The 20,038-nt window shown below is 44.1% G+C and carries 10 protein-coding genes, 1 tRNA gene and 1 pseudogene; 3 read left to right on the top strand and 9 right to left on the bottom strand.

Annotated elements, in window-relative coordinates; genetic code table 11:
- Window positions 1-11 precede the first annotated feature (11 nt).
- From MTN95_RS00150 to MTN95_RS00135, 4 genes are all read right to left on the bottom strand, one after another.
- Window positions 12-7,694: a non-ribosomal peptide synthetase gene (locus tag MTN95_RS00150; protein WP_248336525.1), complete on the bottom strand. Its 7,683-nt coding sequence runs from the start codon at window positions 7,692-7,694 to the stop codon at window positions 12-14.
- Between the two features lie 431 nt (window positions 7,695-8,125).
- Window positions 8,126-9,601 carry a D-alanyl-D-alanine carboxypeptidase/D-alanyl-D-alanine endopeptidase gene (gene dacB, locus MTN95_RS00145; RefSeq protein WP_248336524.1) on the bottom strand — a complete coding sequence of 492 codons (1,476 nt, stop codon included), beginning with the start codon at window positions 9,599-9,601 and terminating at the stop codon, window positions 8,126-8,128.
- A gap of 26 nt (window positions 9,602-9,627) precedes the next feature.
- The gene (gene galM / locus MTN95_RS00140; protein WP_105955727.1) at window positions 9,628-10,602 is read right to left on the bottom strand and encodes an aldose 1-epimerase; all 975 of its coding nucleotides are present in this window, start codon (window positions 10,600-10,602) and stop codon (window positions 9,628-9,630) included.
- 139 nt (window positions 10,603-10,741) lie between these two features.
- Window positions 10,742-12,133 carry an MATE family efflux transporter gene (locus tag MTN95_RS00135; RefSeq protein WP_024121626.1) on the bottom strand — a complete coding sequence of 464 codons (1,392 nt, stop codon included), beginning with the start codon at window positions 12,131-12,133 and terminating at the stop codon, window positions 10,742-10,744.
- A 288-nt stretch (window positions 12,134-12,421) separates the two neighbouring features.
- Here MTN95_RS00135 and MTN95_RS00130 point away from each other — a divergent pair, with 288 nt between their 5' ends.
- Entirely contained in the window at window positions 12,422-12,967 is a 546-nt protein-coding gene (locus tag MTN95_RS00130; protein WP_105955726.1) for an IseA DL-endopeptidase inhibitor family protein, read from the top strand.
- 88 nt (window positions 12,968-13,055) lie between these two features.
- Here the strand turns inward: MTN95_RS00130 and MTN95_RS00125 are convergent.
- From MTN95_RS00125 to MTN95_RS00115, 3 genes are all read right to left on the bottom strand, one after another.
- A tRNA-Arg gene (locus tag MTN95_RS00125) sits at window positions 13,056-13,128 on the bottom strand.
- Window positions 13,129-13,182: 54 nt separating this feature from the next.
- Complete coding sequence (locus MTN95_RS00120; protein WP_044155674.1) at window positions 13,183-13,728, bottom strand: site-specific integrase; 546 nt, start codon at window positions 13,726-13,728, stop codon at window positions 13,183-13,185.
- Window positions 13,729-14,043: 315 nt separating this feature from the next.
- Entirely contained in the window at window positions 14,044-14,274 is a 231-nt protein-coding gene (locus tag MTN95_RS00115; protein WP_024121629.1) for an excisionase family DNA-binding protein, read from the bottom strand.
- A gap of 182 nt (window positions 14,275-14,456) precedes the next feature.
- Here MTN95_RS00115 and ggt point away from each other — a divergent pair, with 182 nt between their 5' ends.
- The gene (ggt, locus tag MTN95_RS00110; RefSeq protein ID WP_105955725.1) at window positions 14,457-16,220 is read left to right on the top strand and encodes a gamma-glutamyltransferase; all 1,764 of its coding nucleotides are present in this window, start codon (window positions 14,457-14,459) and stop codon (window positions 16,218-16,220) included.
- Between the two features lie 281 nt (window positions 16,221-16,501).
- Here ggt and yofA read toward each other — a convergent pair whose 3' ends face one another.
- A complete protein-coding gene (gene yofA / locus MTN95_RS00105; protein ID WP_248336523.1) occupies window positions 16,502-17,371 on the bottom strand; it encodes a LysR family transcriptional regulator YofA in 870 nt (289 codons plus the stop codon).
- A gap of 128 nt (window positions 17,372-17,499) precedes the next feature.
- Here yofA and MTN95_RS00100 point away from each other — a divergent pair.
- Window positions 17,500-18,488 (top strand): annotated as a pseudogene (locus MTN95_RS00100) (zinc-binding dehydrogenase).
- Window positions 18,489-18,542: 54 nt separating this feature from the next.
- Here MTN95_RS00100 and gltD read toward each other — a convergent pair.
- Entirely contained in the window at window positions 18,543-20,024 is a 1,482-nt protein-coding gene (gene gltD / locus MTN95_RS00095; protein ID WP_044155668.1) for a glutamate synthase small subunit, read from the bottom strand.
- Window positions 20,025-20,038 lie beyond the last annotated feature (14 nt).

Here is a 20,038-nt window from a genome sequence, read left to right as displayed (position 1 = left end):
TTTTCCAAAAGTTAAAGATCTTTAACGAGATTTTCGATGCTAGATAATGCGGATGGCGTTAGTTCTTTGTTGCTGAAATCGCTCAGCGTTTTTTCTCGTTCTTTTTTCTTTGTACAATGCTCAATGATCTCAATAAGATGACTGTGAAAGCTGTCCATCAAACACTGAATTGTGTTTTCGCGGAACACCCGGGTGTATACTGCTTTGACTTGCAGGCGTCCGTCGGTTATCAAAGCATTAATATCGAGCTCATACTCTCTTTCTCTCTCCCCCGCTATTTCGTAACGAGGCTGATAAGAAGACAGTTGAAACAAATCAGAACCCTCACCTTCGCTGAATTGTCCAAGATAATTGAAGCTGATCTCAGGCTCTTTATGCTGTATGGCTCCCTTTTGTACCAATAAGCCGTAGCCCGTTCCCTTGTGCGGCACTCTTCTCAGCCTGTCCTTTGTCGCTTTGATTCTGTAACCGAGCTGATCTTCAGATGAATGCGGTGCACTCATGTCCAGAAGGATAGGATAAATAGAAGTGAACCAACCTACTGTTCGTGAAATATCAATATTCGGAACATGTCCTTCTCTTCCATGGCCCTCAGCGCTGATCACAATTTGTTCGTGTCCGCTCCATTCATAAAGCGCCATTCCTAAAGCAGTCAGCAAAAGTTCGTTGGCATCAGTACCATAGGCTTGCTGCGTTTCAAACAGCAGTTTTTTAGTCAAGTCACTGGCTAATACAAACGCAGCTGTTTCGGCACTGCTTTGATGCCTGTCCGACTCAGCCATGTCCTTAGGCAGAAAAACGTTATGAGCATCTAAAATCGTTTGCCAATATGTTATTTCTGATAACAATTGCCGGCTCCCGGCTATCTGTGCCAGACCGTTGGCATATGATAAATAAGAATCGCTTTTCGGCGGCAGATTGATCTCTGTTTGCTCCAAAGACTGTTGGTAGGCTGCAGCTAAATCTTCAAGCAGAATCCTCCAAGAAACGCCATCTACAGCGAGGTGGTGGATCGTAATCAGCAAATGGTCTCCTTCTGTGGTTTTAAACAATCCTGCTTGCAGCAAAGGTCCTTCTTTTACATTCATATTGCTTTGAAGCACGATTTCCTCAGCAGCAAATTTTTCTTCCAAGAGTGTGCCTTTTGCCTGTTCTTTTGTCCAATCTGCTAGGTGAAATCCGAACAGTTCGTTTTCAGTAATCTGAATTCCGCGATTGTACTGAACGACACGCCCGGTATGATCCTGTGTAAACACCATGCGAAGCGCGTCATGATGCTCAGTCAATTTGCGCAGCGCTTGGCGAAGCGCGTCAGCATGAAACCCCTTTTCGCTGAAAAGCATGACCGATTGGTTGTAATGATCACGAAAAGCATGACGCTGATCGAAAAAATTGCTCTGAATCGGTGTGAGATCCGCTTCACCTTCGATAGGCCTCTGTTCTGCCTGAGATATCAATGGAGTGATATGGCTGCTCAGCTCATGAACTGTTGGATAACGGAATAAATCTTGTATAGTCATGCTCCAGCCTTCAGCTGCCAGGCGGGCGGACACTTGCAGTGCTTTAATAGAGTCTCCTCCAAGCTCAAAAAAGGAGTCGTGAATACCAACTCGAGACACGCTCAGCACGTCCTCCCAAATCTGCGCTGTCATTCCCTGCAATTCGTTTACCGGTGCAGTATACGGCCGCGAGAAAGCTTCATTTGGTGCCGGTAAGGCTCTTCTGTCCAGCTTCCCGTTTAATGTCAGCGGCATAGTTTCCAAAGGAATGATATGCGCAGGAATCATATAGGCCGGCAGCATTTTCGATAAAGCACCGCGGAGAACCGTTGTATCGGCATCTGAAGGCAGAATATACGCTGCCAAACGAGCCTGTCCATTCGTATCATTTTGAACCGCAACAACCGCTTCATTGACAAGTCCGGTTTGGAGGAGCACACTTTCAATTTCTTCTGTTTCAATCCTGTACCCGTTTATTTTTACTTGATGATCCATCCGGCCAAGAAGCCTGAGAGTGCCGTTTGGAAGCCAGCAAGCCAGATCCCCTGTTCTGTACAGTCTTTCTCCGGGCACAAATGGATTTTCTGTAAATTTCTTTTCCGTTAATTCAAATTTTCCGTGATAGCCCTTGGCAACGCCGGCTCCGCCGATACAAAGCTCGCCGGCAATACCGATTGGCTGTATTTGGTCAGTCTGGCTGAGTACGTACAGTTTTACATTGGGAAGCGGGATGCCGATCGGTACGCTGTCTCCCGAATACTCTTCACCCATATTCATTTCATAGTAACTTGAATCGATCGTGGCCTCTGTGACCCCGTAACTATTGATTAAGCGCATTTTGTTTCCGAAATGGTCCGCCAGTGTTTTGAAATCATGGGCTTTCACCATATCCGAACCAAGAATAAGGATGTCTAAGTCAGGAAGACTGAGCTGGTTGCGGTAAACATATTCCATAAATGGGACAATGAGTGCCGGTGTTGACTCCATGATCGTGATACGCTGGCTGTTCATCAATGCATATAATTCAGCAGGTTCAAGCCTTGTTTCATCAGGGCAAATGACTAGTGTCCCTCCGTTGGCCAATGTTCTCGCCAAGTCTCCTGAAAAGACATCAAAGGAAAAGCTCGCCATTTGAAGCAGTCTGACAGGCATTTGATCGAGCTGATATATGCTGCGCCATGCAAGAACAGCATGAGCAAAGTTTCGGTGCGTAACGATAACGCCTTTAGGCGCACCGGTTGTTCCTGACGTATAAATGATATATGCCGAGTCCTCCGGGGCAGGAGATGAAGCAAGGTTGCATCTTTTTGCTTCATAGAAACTTTCATCATCAAGACAGATGCGAGAAATATCACCTATATCTGAGCCTGCAATCAAATGCTTTACTTCATTCTGTAAAAGAAGAATTTCAGCCCCGCTGTCTTTGAGAAGGTATTCAATCCGGGCTTTTGGATAATGAGAATCTATCGGAATATACACGCCGCCGGCTTTCATAACGGCTAAAATACCAACAATAGCATCAATGGATCGCTCCGCTAAAACAGCAACGATCGGCTGCGTCTCGGTCCCTTTTTCTTGCAGTGTGTGTGCCAGACGATTGGCTTTTTCGTTGAGATGACGATAGCTGATCTGTTTTTCACCGTCCATAACAGCAATATGCTCCGGTGTCTCTTCAGCCCTCTTTTCAAACATGCGATGAAAAACGGTATCAGTTTGAGAACATTCAACGCGGGTTTTGTTGAGTTCTATCAAAATCTTTTGTTTTTCTTTTTCGCTGAGTATATTCACTTGTGAAAGAGTTGTATTAGGATTTGACGTGGCAGCACGCAAAAATTCGGTAAAATGAGCCGTCCAGCGTTCAATTGTCGTTCTCATAAATACGTCGGTACTAAATTCCATGTCACATTTGATGACTCCATCTGATTCAGCCGCAATCAACGTCATGTCAAATACAGAAATTTGATGATTGACATTTGCAGGCCGTGCTTTTATGTCTCCAAGATTAATGTCTTGTTTGTCCATATTTTGAAGAATAAACATCGCATCAAACACTGGATTTCGGCTCATATCCCTTGTCACACTGAGCTTGTCGACAAGCTCTTCGAACGGATAATCCTGATGTTCGTAAGCTTCCAAGGCAGTCTCGCGCACTTCCTGCAAAAATTGCGCAAATGGCTTCCTGCCCTCCGGGCGTGTCCGAAGCGCCAGGGTGTTGACGAACATTCCAAGTATCGGCTCAAGGTCTTTGTGAGGACGTCCGGCAATTGGTGACCCGACGATGATGTCTTCCTGTCCGCTTAAGCGCGCCAATAACGCTGTGTAAGCTGCCAGGAGCACCATGTACAGGGTGCTTCCGTTCTCCCGTGCGAGCTTGTGAAGCCCGGCTGTGAGTTCTTGATCGAGCGTAAATGAGACTTGATCACCCGCGAAGCTTCGCACCGGCGGCCGGGCGTAATCAGCCGGCAAGTCCAGTACGGGCAGCTCGCCGTCGAGCTGCTTCAGCCAGTACGCCTCCTGCGTCTTGTACGTGTCTCCTTTTTTAAAGGCTTCCTGCCATACGGCATAGTCTTTATATTGAATGTGAAGCGCAGGTAGCTCTTGATTGGCGTACAGCTCCCCGAATTCCCGAATGAGCGTATTGATTGAAACACCGTCTGAAATAATGTGATGCATATCGACCAGTAATAGATGCCGCCCGTCTGATACCTTGACGATCCCCGCTCGGAACAGCGGAGCTTGGCTGAGATCAAACGGCTGGATAAACGCTGCCGCGGCTTCCTGTTCAGTTTGTCCGCCGAGCACAGAGGTGTGGAATGTAAACGGCACTTCGTCATGGATGCGCTGAACCGGCTCGCCGCCTGTGTCCGTTGTAAAGGACGTGCGCAGTGACTCGTGGCGTTTGATCAGCTTTTTGAATACGGCCTCCATTCTTGTAAGATCCAGCTTTCCTTCCAGCTCCAAGACTGCCGGCATATTGTAGCCTGTGCCTCCATCCTCCAGCTGCTGGAGCACATACATCCGCTTTTGGGCGGAGGAAACCGGGTAGGTCTCGCTTTTTCCTGCCGGCTTCATGGCTTCATACGGACTTTCCGTTCCTTCGCTGATGACAGAAGCCAAACCTTCTACCGTCGGATGGGCAAACACATCCTTCAGCGGCACTTGGACGCCGAATTCCTTGGCGATCCGGGAGACAAGCGCGGTGGCTTTTAAGGAATGGCCGCCCCGGTCAAAAAAGTTGTCGTGAATGCCGACAGGGCCGCTTTTCAGCACTTCCTCCCACAGCTGGGAAAGCTTCATCTCTGTCAGGTTTCTCGGCGCTGTGTAGGTTTCCCGATCTGCCGCTCCGTCAGGAGCAGGCAGCGCTTTTCTGTCGAGCTTTCCGCTCGGGGTAACCGGCCATTGTTCCATCTCGATGATATGAGCAGGAATCATATAGCCCGGCAGCAATGTCTCAAGCTGCTTGCGCACTTCATTTCTGCCGAGCCCTTCCGCATACGCACATAATTCCGCCTCGCCGCTTTCTGTACGAACAGTCACAGCCGCTTCCCGCACGCCTTCTATGCTTCTGAGCGCCGCTTCGATTTCTCCCGGCTCAATCCGGTAGCCGCGGATTTTCACCTGGTCATCCAGACGGCCGAGGAATTCAACCTGTCCGTCTGGGAGCCAGCGCGCCAAATCACCCGTTTTGTACATGCGTTCACCCGGATAAAATGGATCATCAAGAAAACGTTCTTCTGTTAATTCCGGACGATTCAAGTAGCCTCTGGCAACCCCGGCCCCGGCAATGTACAATTCTCCCGCTACGCCGACAGGCTGTACGGCTAAATGAGGATCTAATACATACAGACGCGCGCCAGGCACGGGTTTTCCGATCGGAAGGCGTAAGCGATCCTTGTCCAGCTCAGGATCACACGCGTAAAATGCCGCATCAACGGTTGCTTCTGTCGGCCCGTAGCCGTGAACCAGCGATGTCTCCGGCAGCAAAGAAGCGAAACGGGCTGCCGTATGGGGTGCCAGCGGTTCACCTCCGGCGAATACACGCTTCAGGCTTCTCGGTGCCTCTATTTCCGCTTGATCCAAAAAGCTGTTCAGCATGGCCGGAATAAAATGAGCCGTTGTAACGCCTTCCTCTCGAATGGCTTTTACCATCAATGCCGGATCTTTCTCCCAGCCGGACGGAAGCAGATAGGCCGAAGCACCTGAAAGCGTCCACCAAAACAGCTGCCAGACAGATGCATCAAAGGAAAAAGACGTTTTCATCATAATGATGTCGTCTTCCTCTAAAGGAAACTGCATCTGCATGCCGGTCAGAAAGGAAACCGCCTGGCGGTGCTCCACGGTGACCCCTTTCGGCTGTCCAGTGGAGCCCGACGTATAGATCACATAGGCGAGAGAATCGCTGTCCGTTTGATGAAGAGAGTGACTTTCAGATTCTTCATTCGCAAGAGCCGTCATATCCACTTCAAGTGTCTTTCCGGAAAAATCAGGTGCCTTTAATCCCGGCTGCGTCAGCAACAATGCTGCCCCGCTGTCTTTCAGCATATAGCTCAGCCGCTCCTCTGGATATACAGGATCAAGCGGCACATAAGCTCCGCCTGCCTTTAATACGGCGAGAACGGCTGTCAGCATGTCCGGCGACCGCTCGCTTAGAACACCGACAATGCTTTCCTTTGTGACACCATGCGCCGTAAGGCGCGCTGCCAGCCTGTTGGCGTACATGTCAAGCTGCGCGTAAGTCAGCGAACCGCCAGAAAAGCGTAAGGCCGTCCGATCCGGCGTCAAAGCCGCCTGGCGTTCAAACAGCCCGTGCAGCGTCGAAGCTGCAGGCGAAACAGCTTTCGTTCTGTTAAATTCATACAAAACTTTTTCTTTCTCACGTTTTTCTGCCATATCTAATTCTTTTATAGTACTATGCGGATTTTGAAGCGCGTTTTCCAGCAACGTAAGCAGGTGGTGCTGAATCCGTTTAATGTCCTCAAGAGAAAATAAGATATTTTGATAGTCGAAATTTAATTGAATGGCTCCAGTATCTATCCGCTCCTGTATTTGAACAGAAAGCTCGTTTGCGGTGTATCCGCTGAAATAAAGCGCCGTCTCATAGTTCAAATCATCCGCTTTTTGCCACTGAAGCGGATGGTACTGCATTGATATACCGATCAGGTTGTGTAAATCCTTGTGTTCTTTTCTTAATTCATTCACCAGCAAATTATAAGGAAATCTTTGATGGCGCATGACTGAAAGCTGTTCTCTGCCGACACTGCGTACAAAGGAAAGAAAATCGGCGTCAGAATCAACCGTTTTTCTGATTGGAAGAGAGCTGACAAACATGCCAAGCATTTCTTTCTCCGCTTTTGACCCCCTGTTTCCATAGTAGGTTCCGATTGCAAGGTCCGTTTTGGAGGTGATGCGGCTGATGCATATGTAAAATGAAGCCATAAATAAGGAGATCATACTGATTTTCTGTTCTTCGCAAAAAGCTTGGATGGTATGTGCTAGGTAAGGTGAAAGTGTGATAGTATCTCTCGATGCGGAGGTACTCTGCTTTTGTGAAGTGCTCTGTCCGGTAAGTGAGTGGTATACCGGCGGCTGTTGGTAGGTTTGCGTCCAAAACAAATGGTCTTTTTCAAAACGTGAAGATTGTAAGTACTGCCTCTCTTTTTCTATGTAGCTAATGTAGGAAGGCTCTTGCACATCGGGTATAGGCTCCCCTTTTTTGATTTTTTGATACAGATTAATAATTTGATTTCCCATCAAATTTAAAGAGATGCCGTCCATGATAATATGATGGAATTTCGCATATAGCCAAATTTCATGGGGGTGGATTCTAAGGAGATAAAATTGATACAGAGGCGAATCAAGCAGCTTAAACGGAATTCTGGCTTGATCATGAATCCATTGCTCTGTTTCTGTCATTTCAGCATTTGTAAAATCTATTATTTCAAGTGATAATTCTTTGTATTCTGCAAGATACAGACGAGGCTCTGACTCCGATTCAATTCCTTCTGTCAGCTGGAACCTGATTGCATCATTACGGGAGATTGAAAGGTTCAGAGCCAACTGAAGAGCATCAAGATCAACATCACCCCTGAATTTTACACAGGCGGTCAGATTACAGATGCTTGTACCAGGCTCCAACAGTTCAGTAAACCAAACTCTCCTTTGGGCATGAGTTAAACCATAAGTATTTTCTTTCAACGAATTCCCTCCAATTCTAATTTATAAGAGGATAAGAAACTGAAATAATTACAATAAAAAGAAATTATATGACTATATAATCCATATATGCATTATATTAACCGAATTTTTTTAAAGTACAATAAAAAATATAAAATTTTTATAACATTTTTTTGAATATAGTATTAATTATTTATTTTTCTTGATTAATTTTATTAGGATTTCGAATGTAAAGTTATGAAAGTATCGATTTTTAATAGTTCTTCATCACTAGATTTTTTCTTCATTTATTTAATTTCATATGAGGATAGGTTGAACCGTTTATAAGATATTCTCCGCCTCAGTATCAGTTACATTTCTACAATATTTAGCTGAATGTTTTAAAAACAAGCGCGATAATGTAAAAAGAAACATAAAAAAACCTGTTTTCCACGAAAACAGGTTTAGCGTTTTTATTGATTTGCCAAAATAACAGCAATTTGATCCTCAATGTCTTTGCCATCCGAGTCATCAATCAAACCGTTTAGAAGAATAGAGAAAACGAGCGTTTTTCCGCTCTTTGTTTCTGCATAGCCAGACAGAGAGCTGACAGTGCTTAACGACCCGGTCTTTGCTCTTATCTTCCCTTCTGCCGGGGTGTCTTTCATGCGGTTTCTTAGCGTCCCGCCTACCAGTCTGTCACTGTTCCCCGCTTCCGGCAGAGCATGCAGATAAGTTTGAAACCACTTTTCATCTTGGATGTCATATAACAGCTTTGTGATTTGGTCTGACGATACAGCATTGATATGAGAAACCCCGGAACCGTCCCTCAAAATAAGTGTTTTGGGATCAACGCTGAAATTCGGAAGCGTACTGTTCAGCACTTCAAGCCCTTTTTCCCAGCTGCCCTCTCCTTTTTCCGCTTTCCCCATCTCTTTTACAAGTACCTCGGCGTGTCCGTTATTGCTTAATTTCATAAAAGGAAGAAATAGCTTTGACAAAGGCATTGAGTGATGAGTGGCCAGTACGTCTGAAGAGTCGGGCGCTGTGCCCATTATGATTTTCCCTTTTACTGTAATGCCTTGGTTTTTAAGAGCCTGCTTAAATAAATCTAAAGCATATCCTGCCGGCTCCCAGACGGAAATCCACTCTTTTGTTTTGCTTGCATCAACCGGTATGCTCCCTTTAATCGTAATCGTATTGGTTCCATGTTCTCTTTCGATAGAAAGATCTTTCTTTTTTCCCGCCTCAACTGTTTTCGCCTCATTCTCAATCGCTACATAATCCGTTTTTGGTGACACTGATATTGCTGGCTTTTGTCCTTCTTTCTTTCCCGGGCTGGCTTCTATTATCACAGAGCCTGCATCATAGTCCTCATTTGGAGACGCTGTCAGTGCGGAAATTTGCGCGCCGTAATAAGTGTACTCATCACTCCATGGCAAATCAGGCGAATAGCGGATATGATCATACCATGAGTCATCGGCGACAAGATTGCCTTTTATGGACTTGATGCCGGATTTTTTCAGCTTTTCGGCCATTTGATCAAAATCAGCTGGTAAAAGTGTCGGATCTCCTTTTCCTTTCAGATAAAGGTTGCCATTCAGTTTTTGTCCTTTAAGGCGGCCGTCTGTCCGCACTTCTGTTGTGAAAGAATAATCCTCACCGAGAACAGAAAGTGCCGCGGCGGCTGTAAAAAGCTTCAAAGAAGAGGCGGGTCTCATCCGGACATCCCCTAAATGGCCGTAAATGACGTCGCCTGTTTCTGCAGAACGGACAGTAATGCCAGCCATTGCGCCTTTTAAAGCAGGTTCATTGGCTAAAATAGTTTCAATCTGCCCGGCAAGTGTATCCTGTTCTTCAGCCGCTTGTGCAGCATGATGCAAATATGGAATGGAAGCAAAGATGAAAAGCAGCAATATTACAAAACAAAGCTTCATGCTTTTTCTCATTGTCTTATCCCGCCTCTCCTGATTGGCTATCGATGATTACGCTCAATCGTGATGCTGCTTTTTACTGTCTTCTCTTCACCAGGCTCTAACACTTGTAAGCCAGTGAGTGACGAAGGGAGATCAAGGTTAACTGCGTTTGTCACCCATGTATAAGGCTCTGGGCACAAATACCCTTGTGTTCCATCAGCATTATACACAACCCAATGCTTAAATTGTTCATCCGCCTTGTAGATCATATTCAGGTGTGCATGCTGATGGTAAATGACAGCCTGATTTTCTCCCCCTCTCTTCTGATAAGAAGATAAAAAGACATCATCAAGCTGCTGCCGCAAGAGCATTCCTTCGTGCAAAGCTTCCTGATTTGGTATATCGATCAGCTTTCCGGTCGGCAATAAACGTTCATCCAATTCCCATTGCTGATCAGCAGTAAGAGAAAATAAAGAGCTCTCTTCCGGGAAAACGAAGGTCGTATGATAACCAAGCCCCCAAGGAAATGCATCCTTCCCTTTATTCATGATCGTGGCATGCTTATAAAGAGTGTTATCTTTTAAAATGTATGTCATCCGTACAACAGCATGATGCGGAAATTGTTTATAAACATGGGGAATTTCCGAAAGATCAATTTCAGTTTCTATGATCACTTCTTCGTCTGTTTGTTGCATCGTTAAGATGTCCCACTTTTTGTCATAGAGAAAGCCGTGAAGGTGATGGTGTTTATCTTTTTCATTGATATCAAAATGATACGTTCTGCCCCGGAAGGTGAACGTTCCGTCACTTATGCGGTTAGGCGGAAATAAAATGGGAATTCCATACAATGTAGGTGTGTCATGAAAGCTTTCAGTTGTTTCCGGTTCTCGTAAAAGGTGCATCTTTGTTTCTTTGTCTACGAGAGAAATGACGTTGCTGCCCCACTCAGGCACGACTATTATTTCCAAATGCTCATTACCCGCTTTGACAGCTGGTGTTCCTAAATACGTCATCTTTTCAATATAATTTGTCATGTGTACTCAACCTCTCCTTAGTTCAATGCTTATATATAAATTCAATTCAGTGTGCACTATTTCCTCCATTTTATGTTTTCCCTTTAGTCTTTAAGTAAACAAAAAACACCATTCAAAATGAACGGTGTTCTTTTGGAGTTTATTGAATCAGACGTGTAATCTGCTTCTTTTTCCAAATGAATTGATAATACCCGTAAATCAAAAGCAAACTCACGGCAAATGCTGCCGGATAGCCTACCCAAATGCCGAGTATTTCAAGATTTGTATAGTGAGACAGAACAAACGCGACCGGCACTTCGATTCCCCAGATGGCAAAAATACTGATGAGGGTCGGCCATAAAACCGTTCCGCTTGCACGCATCGTCGCAGAAATAATTTGGGCATTCCCAAACAGCAAATAGCTCCATAATGTAATCATCAAAAGCCTGTGTGCAATGTAAAGTGTATCTTTCTCGGTCAAAAATAATGCTAAAATCTGATGTGCAAAAAGATAGATAAGGAGGATCAGCACACCGCCAATGATATAATTCAGCCAAATGCCGACCCGAATGACTTGCTTTAACCGGTCAAACTCATTCGCGCCAATAGATTGAGCGGCGAAAATAGACACCGCGATCCCCAGACTGACAGCCGGCATTTGCACATAGCTGGCTACCTGGTTGACCACGCCATATGCTGCGGTTGCATCAGAGCCATAATGATTGACGAATGAAATGACCGCTATTTCCGATAGTGAGACGAGAATCATGTTAATGCTTGACGGAATACCAAGACGCAGCAGAAGCGCCAGCAATTCCTTATCCATTTTCAAATAACGCCGCACTGTCTTATCAAATTGCAGCGGGTGTTTCGTTTTCCGCAGATACACCAATAATACGATAAAGGTCACAATTGTAGAAATAACGGTTGCGTAAGCAGAGCCGTAAATGCCCAGCTTCGGCAGGCCGAACATGCCGAGAATGAAGATCGGTAAAAGTGCTATATTGATGACTGTGCTTACAATCAATGTATAAAACGGTGTCTTAGAATCTCCTGTCCCCCGCAAGAATGTGGTATAAGCAAAATATAAAAACATAAACGGCATTGCACAAAATAAGATACGCGCATAGCTGACACTGACATGAATTACATTTTCCGGCGTTCCCATGAGACGCAGAATATCTAAGGTGAATATACTGCCGATCACAGCTAACACAATTCCTAATAAAAAGGTGAATGTCAGCGTTGTTCCGACAACGGCCTTTAACCGTTCCTCATTTTTTGCCCCATAGGCTTGCCCGATAAGAATGGAACTGCCGGAACCGATGCCGATCGTAAATGAAATGAGAAGAAAAAACAGCGGGAAAAAGGATGAGACAGCTGCAAGCGCATCTACGCCAAGCCATCTGCCCACAGCGACCATCCCGACTAATTGGCCCACTGATTGCAGCACATTGCTCAGAAGGAGCGGCACTAAAAATAGTGACATTGACCGCCAAACAGATGGATTGCTCTTCTTCTTAGATACGGGATTTTCTTGTAATGTTTCCATATGAATGACTCCTTTATTTAAACTCGTTTCACTAACGTGCTCCCGTTTCTCTTGAAATGAACACGACATGCAACATGTAACTATTCACCACAGTACTTATAAAACCCTTCCCGATTCTCCTGTTTTTACACATTTTTCAATCTGCAAGAATAAACTAGCGCGATACAGCATAGTCTTTTGGTGAGATGAAAGAATAAAAAATAATTTATGCAAAAGTATTGTAATCTAAACGTAACTATTGTAACATTTGTAACATAAGAGAAAGAGATTTTAAAGGAGAGAGCCACATTGAAAAAATATCTTCTATTTTTAACCACTATTGCACTTATTCTGTCATTAAACACAAATGCATTTGCGAAAAACACATCTGGGGATTTATCACAAAAACAAGCATTGCAGCTGGCACTAACAGCAAGAGAGCATTTTTGGAATACAATGAGCGGACACAATCCAAAAGCGAAAAAAGCAGTTTGCCCATCAGGCACATTCGAGCATCAAAATCTTCAGTACGTATACATGTGCAGTGACCTTGGCACAAAAGAAAAAGCTGTGAATTACTTAACACCTATTTTCTCAAAACCAGCGATTGAAAAAGGCTTTAAAGACTATCATTTCATTGTCTCAAAAGGAAAACTGGCTGTTCCGATCGGTGACGGAGACAATCTCTTAAATTGGAAAAAATCAACCGCTAAACTCATTTCTAAAAAAGGCGGCACAGTCACATATGAATTTACCGTTCCTACTTTGGACGGATCACCTTCAGCAAAACGGAAAGTGACATTTGTAAAAGAGAATAAAAAGTGGAAAGTAAATCGCTTTGACGCAGTTATATAAGAAAAAACGCCCGAGAAAAACGGGCGTTTTTTATGTTAAGCATAAAAAAGGCAACGGACGTATCGGCCGTTGCCTTTTTGTTTTATTACGCTCTAGGAGAGATTCGAACTCCCGACCTGCAGTTTAGGAAACTGCTGCACTATCCGCTGTGCTACTAGAGCTTTTTTGATATCTATATAGTAGCTCCGATTGTCACGATTTTCAAGCGATTTGATTTACAGCCCTCCAAATACCTTATAAGCAGCTCTTGTTGTATCTTCATCGATTCCAATATAACGCATTGTAATTGAAGGTGATGAATGATTAAGGATCCTCTGCAGCTCAGCGATATCTTTTGTCCGCTGGTAGAAATGATAGCCAAATGTTTTCCGGAGCGTATGGGTCCCTATTTCCTCAAGTCCGCACGCTTCGGCTGCCTCTCTTAAAATTCTGTATGCCTGAATGCGTGAAATTGGCTTTCTGGTTCGTACAGATTTAAAGAGGTATTCATTTTCTTTCATATCTTTCGTATACTCGTATATTTCTGCTTTCAAAGATTCTAAAATGAGAATCTTCCTTTTCTTTTTTGTTTTGCTTTCAGTCGCCCATAAATGGTCTTTATTTCTGACATCTTTCACTTGAAGCGGCAAAATATCAGAAATTCGGAGCGCGCTGTTAATGCCGAAAATAAACAAAAAATAGTCACGCTTGTTTTTGCTGCGTAAATACTGTTTTACATCTTGAATTTTCTCTAAACTGCGGATCGGCTGTACAATATGCATCAAAAAACTCCTTAAAAACCGTTATGTAACGTTTTGAGGTCTATGTTACTATTATAGCGGAAAAACGTTGAATGTCAAAGTTCGGTGGCATTTATGTAACATAATATACATAGTGTTACATAAGCAGAAAAAAGATCTCTTGAAACGCCCTATCCTCTGAAATGACATTTACAGGCTCATATAAAGCTTTTTTGACTCCTGAGACAAATCACTCTGACCCTTTCCGAAAAAGCCCTTAAAACGCAATATGACGCTTTTCTTTTCGAGATGCTCACAAAAAAATATGCAAAAAAAGACACAATTTGAAATTGTGTCCTAGTCTTCATCCTTTACATCTATATCTTCCGGAATCGGTTCATTTAATATTTCCTGCACGAGCGCTTTATAATTTTCCAGCTGTTCGAGATGCGTTTTGAACTGTCCCTTATAAATCAAAAATTGCTCACCGTCATGAACGGCCCTGATTTTACCTTCGAGCACCAAACTTTTAATATAATCCTCTGAAAGATTTGCATATTCTGCTGTTTCTTTAATCGTTAAATACATATAGCATTCCTTTCTTAATCCGTATGCTGTTTCTACTATAGCACATGACTCACCCCAATATAATCAATTTCACACAGAAATAAGGCCGGATGATATAGATAATATACCATTTGTCACTTGTGAAACCGCTGTATTTTTTTTACGCTAAGATTGTAACATAACAGCTTAATAGGAGGGAGAACATGAAAAAAACGTGGAACGTCTGTTTAGCAGCCCTGCTTAGTGTTCTGTTAGTCGCTGGAAGTGCTCCATTTCACGCGGAAGCTAAAAAGCCGCCCAAAGGCTATGACGAGTACAAACAAGTAGATGTAGGCAAAGACGGAATGGTTGCCACTGCGCATCCTCTCGCTTCAGAGATCGGAGCTGACGTCCTGAAAAAAGGCGGAAATGCCATTGACGCGGCGGTTGCCATTCAGTTTGCGCTTAATGTCACAGAACCGATGATGTCAGGTATTGGCGGCGGCGGTTTTATGATGGTGTATGACGGAAAAACAAAAGATACAACGATCATTGACAGCCGTGAACGCGCTCCCGCAGGCGCAACTCCGGATATGTTTCTCGATGAAAACGGCAAAGCGATACCTTTCTCCGAACGTGTCACAAAAGGTACTGCCGTTGGTGTTCCGGGTACACTGAAAGGGCTGGAAAAAGCATTGGATAAATGGGGAACCCGTTCGATGAAACAATTAATTTCCCCCTCTATTAAACTCGCTGATAAAGGCTTTCCGATTGATTCAGTGTTAGCAGATGCGATTTCTGATTATCAGGAAAAATTATCACGGACTGCCGCTAAGGATGTATTTCTGCCGAATGACGAGCCGCTTAAAGAAGGCGATACGCTCATTCAAAAAGATCTGGCCAAAACCTTTAAGCTCATTCGTTCGAAAGGCATAGACGCCTTTTACGAAGGCAGATTTGCCAAAGCCCTTTCTGATACTGTTCAGGATTTTGGGGGATCAATGACCGAAAAAGATTTAGAAAATTATGACATTACAATTGACGAACCAATTTGGGGAGAATATCAAGGCTATCAAATCGCAACGACTCCTCCTCCAAGCTCTGGCGGCGTTTTCTTGCTGCAAATGCTAAACATTCTCGATGATTTTAACCTTTCACAATATGATATCCGCTCATGGGAAAAATACCATCTGCTCGCTGAAACCATGCATTTGTCTTACGCTGACCGTGCGGCTTATGCAGGCGATCCCGAATTTGTAAATGTTCCTCTCAAAGGTTTGCTTCACCCCGACTATATAAAAGAGCGCCAGCAATTAATCAGTTTAGATGAAGTCAACAAAAAACCAAAAGCCGGTGATCCTTGGAAATACGAAGAAGAAACCGCAAACTATAAGCAAGTCGAACAGCCGAATGATAAAGTAGACGGCCAAACGACACACTTTACCGTCGCAGACCGGTGGGGCAATGTTGTTTCCTATACAACAACAATTGAACAGCTGTTTGGCACAGGCATTATGGTTCCTGATTACGGCGTCATTTTAAACAATGAACTAACAGATTTTGATGCGGTTCCAGGCGGAGCCAACGAAGTTCAGCCGAACAAGCGGCCATTAAGCAGCATGACTCCGACGATTTTGTTTAAAGATGACAAACCAGTTCTCACCGTCGGATCTCCTGGAGGGGCAACGATTATTTCTTCCGTGCTGCAAACCATCCTCTATAATATAGAATATGGAATGGAATTAAAAGCAGCGGTTGAAGAGCCGAGAATTTACACAAACAGTATGAGCTCCTACAGATACGAAGACGGAGTTCCAGAGAATGTACTCAGCAAATTAAAAGACATGGGCCATAAATTCGGCACAAGTCCAGTGGACATCGGAAACGTGCAAAGCATTTTTATCGACCGTGAAAACGGCACCTTCAAAGGAGTAGCCGATTCAAGCAGAAACGGCGCAGCGATCGGAATTAATTTAAAACATAAATAAAAAAAAAAAAACTGTACTCATTTTTGCCGAGTACAGTTTTTTTGCTGTGAACGATTAATCTTGTCTATGGTCCTCGCAAACTCCTTAACGGTCGGTATGAATACCTTTCAATATAACATCCAGACATGTGCCAGATAACAATTCGAAACACATAAAGGTTTGATCAGCTAATCAATTCATAGACCTTAAAGCTTCTTTGTTTTTTGAAAACAGTCTCTCCAGCTTACGAAAACAAAAATCTATCCCGCATCCCCTGCTATTGTTGAATCTTCTCTTCTTGATTAGACTGATGGGATCAATTTGGTTTCGTTCAATTCTGCAATAAACCGCTGAAATGCACTGGTCATAAAAAAGTCTTTTCTGTAAATAAACACGATCGTCATATCCTGATATGATGCGGGAAGCTGGTGAACGTACAACCTTTGGCGATGGACAGAGCAGGCAATGGCCGACTTTGGCAGCAGCGCCGTTCCCAAACCAGCGGAAACTCCTCTGATAACGGCTTCCAATGTGCCAAATTCTATGATTTTTTGCTGTCGAATACCTGCTTCCTCCAATAATCTTTTGACCCTATCGCGATGAGAGCAGCCGGTTCCAAAAAAGAGCATCGGCAGCCGTAGCATGTCCTCTATCGCCCCTTCCTCCGGTGAAATCAACACCAATTCCTCATGGGAAACAGGAATTTGTTTGATATCCGTGTATTCAACAGGACCGTACACAAAAGCGCCATCCACCTTATGATCTAGAACTTGTTGAACCAAGCTGTGCGTATCACCTGTGTTCACTGATAAATCAACTTCAGGAAAACGTCTGAGGAATGAAGCTGCATGTTCAGGCAGGTGAGTGACCGCTGTTGTTTCCAATGTTCCAAGCCGCAACGGCCCTTTTGGATGCTGACTTAACTGCGCTGATTTCTCAGCTTCGTCTAATAATGATAAAACTTGATCTGCGTATTGTAATAGGTTTTCCCCCGCAGCCGTTAACTTCATTCCACGATTTGTCCGGTGAAATAACTTAATATTCAGATCTGTCTCAAGCTTATGGATTCTGGCTGTTACATTAGATTGAACATAATTCAGCTGCCGGGCTGCTTTTGTTATACTTCCTTCACGGGCAACAGCCCGGAATATCTTTAATTCTCCGCTTTCCACACGCTGTCACCTTCTTGCTATGATTAAAAGTGATACCGGCAATCATTTTTGTTCATTTTACCTGAAGAAAACCGCTGTGTAAAATATGTGAAGATCATAGATTACGAGGAATATAGGAGGCAGACGGCATGAAAGCGGTTATTCATAACGGAAAAAGCGGACTTCGGGGGTTAGCGTATCAGGACATCCCTTCTCAAAATCCCGGATACGGAGAAGTGAAAGTAAAGTTGAAAACGGCGGGATTAAATCATCGGGACCTGTTTCTCATGAAAAATAAAACTGAACAAGATCCTGAGTTTATTCTGGGCTCTGACGGTGCTGGCATTATTGAAGCGGTCGGTGAAGGTGTAGATAATCTGGCTGTTCAAACAGAAGTGGTGATTTTACCGACTTTGAATTGGGAAGTAACAGATGATGTACCTCCTGTTCCGGATATTTTGGGAGGCCCTTCAAACGGAACACTTGCTGAATATGTGATCATTCCTTCACAAAACGCAATGAAAAAACCTTCTTATCTATCCTGGGAGGAAGCAGGCGTGTTGCCATTATCAGCTCTGACCGCATATCGAGCACTTTTTACAAAGGCCCAATTAAAAAAAGGCGAGCATATTTTGATACCCGGAATTGGAAGCGGTGTTGCAACCTACGCGCTAGTAATGGCTAAAGCGATTGGAGCAACTGTAAGTGTAACTTCTCGAAGCGAGGAAAAAAGAAAAAGAGCAATACAATTAGGCGCTGACCACGCTTTTGACAGTTACAGCAATTGGTCTGAACATCTTCAAGGACAAAAAGCTGATGTCATTCTCGATAGCATAGGGCCGGCCCTCTTTTCAGAATACTTTGATCATGTTAAACCGAACGGCCGTATTGTCAGCTTTGGTGCAAGTTCGGGTGATAATCTCAGTTTTCCGCTGCGTTCTTTATTTTTTTGCAAATCAATATATTGGGAACGTCAATGGGAAGCCGTGATGAATTCCGTGAAATGCTGCATTTCATGGAAAAACATAAACTTCGGCCCGTGCTTGACCGGACATATCCTATAGAACAAGCACATGAAGCATATACCAGAATGCAGGAAGGCAGCCAGTTTGGGAACATCGGGATCACAATAGATTAAAAAAGAAACCGACTGACAAACAGTCGGTTTCTTTTTTTATATAATCCCCTTTATTTACGGCAGAACTGAACTCCCCATCAAATATCGGTCAACTTCACGCGCCACTTCACGACCTTCATTAATCGCCCATACAATTAAACTTTGGCCTCTTCTTGCATCCCCTGCGGCGAAAACACCATCGATATTTGTTTTATAATCCCCATATGCTGCGCTGATTTTGTTGTTATTAGAATCAACACCAAATTGTTTTAAAAGCGGCTGTTCTGTGCCTTCAAAGCCGATAGCGATAAAGACGAGCTGAGCAGGCCATACTTTTTCAGTTCCAGGCAGTTCACGGAACTCGTATTTTCCATGCTCATTTTTCACTTTCTCCATTTGAATCGTATGGAGCTCTTTCAATTTGCCGTTTTTATCGGCAACCAATTTTTTTGTTTGGATCGAATATTCTCTCGGATCTCTTCCGAATTTTGCTTCTGCTTCTTCATATGCATATTCAAGCGTAAAGACGTGCGGCTGTTCAGGCCACATATTATCATTTGTGCGAGCCGGAGGAAGTTTCGGGTGTTTGCCGAATTGGTGCACGCTTTTGGCTTTTTGGCGCAAAGCGGTAGCCACACAGTCAGCTCCTGTGTCTCCGCCTCCGATCACGATAACATCTTTCCCCTTCGCATCAATGAATCGCTTGTCTTTAAAGTTAGAATCTAAATAGCTTTTTGTAGCAAGCGTCAAGTAATCCATTGCGTAGTGAACACCTTTTGATTCGCGTCCCTCGATTAACAGATCCCGCTGTTTTTGAGCACCTGTGCAAAGGATTACGGAATCAAATTGCTCTTTCAGCTCATCAGCCGTTATATCAACGCCAATTTCCGTATTTGTAACAAAATCGATTCCTTCTTGCGTCAGCAACTTAATGCGGCGTTCGACAATTCCTTTTTCAAGTTTCATGTTTGGAATGCCGTAAGTTAAAAGTCCGCCCGCTCTGTCTGCGCGTTCAAATACAGTAACAGAATGTCCAGCTTGGTTCAACTGGTCAGCACTCGCAAGTCCGGCTGGGCCCGACCCAACGATGGCGACTTTTTTGCCTGTTCGTTTTTTCGGAATTCTAGGCTGAATCCAGCCATTCTCAAACCCTTTATCAATAATGGTCCGTTCAATATTCTTAATCGATACGGCCGGGTCGGAAATCGCTAGTGTACATGACCCTTCACAAGGAGCGGGACAAACCCGCCCTGTGAATTCAGGAAAGTTGTTTGTTTTTACAAGCCGTTCTAATGCTTCTTTCCATCTGCCTCGGTAGACAAGATCGTTCCATTCAGGAATTAAGTTGTAAATCGGACAGCCGGATGTAAATCCGTTAATGTCAGCACCGATCTGGCAAAACGGTGTACCGCAATCCATACACCGCGCCCCCTGCCGTTTCGACGCTTCTTCTGAAAAAGGAGCAGAATATTCCTTCCAGTCCTTTAAGCGAGTGAGAGGGTCTCGCTCAGCTGGTTTTTCTCGTTTGATTTCCATAAATCCAGTTGGTTTCCCCATGTTCCTCTCCCCTT

Origin of the sequence: Bacillus sp. 2CMS4F (assembly GCF_023161785.1) — a bacterium.
GTDB lineage: Bacteria > Bacillota > Bacilli > Bacillales > Bacillaceae > Bacillus > Bacillus halotolerans.
Note: the sequence above shows the minus strand (reverse complement) of the source record. Positions and strands in the feature narration are given on the sequence as shown.

Bases quoted from the DNA above. Each gene is read 5' to 3' on its own strand.
- MTN95_RS00120 (WP_044155674.1), bottom strand. From the start codon at position 13,728: ATGCATATTGTACAGCCGATCCGCAGTTTAGAGAAAATTCAAGATGTA.
- gltD (WP_044155668.1), bottom strand. From the start codon at position 20,024: ATGGGGAAACCAACTGGATTTATGGAAATCAAACGAGAAAAACCAGCT.
- ggt (WP_105955725.1), top strand. From the start codon at position 14,457: ATGAAAAAAACGTGGAACGTCTGTTTAGCAGCCCTGCTTAGTGTTCTG.
- galM (WP_105955727.1), bottom strand. From the start codon at position 10,602: ATGACAAATTATATTGAAAAGATGACGTATTTAGGAACACCAGCTGTC.
- MTN95_RS00115 (WP_024121629.1), bottom strand. From the start codon at position 14,274: ATGTATTTAACGATTAAAGAAACAGCAGAATATGCAAATCTTTCAGAG.
- dacB (WP_248336524.1), bottom strand. From the start codon at position 9,601: ATGAGAAAAAGCATGAAGCTTTGTTTTGTAATATTGCTGCTTTTCATC.
- MTN95_RS00135 (WP_024121626.1), bottom strand. From the start codon at position 12,133: ATGGAAACATTACAAGAAAATCCCGTATCTAAGAAGAAGAGCAATCCA.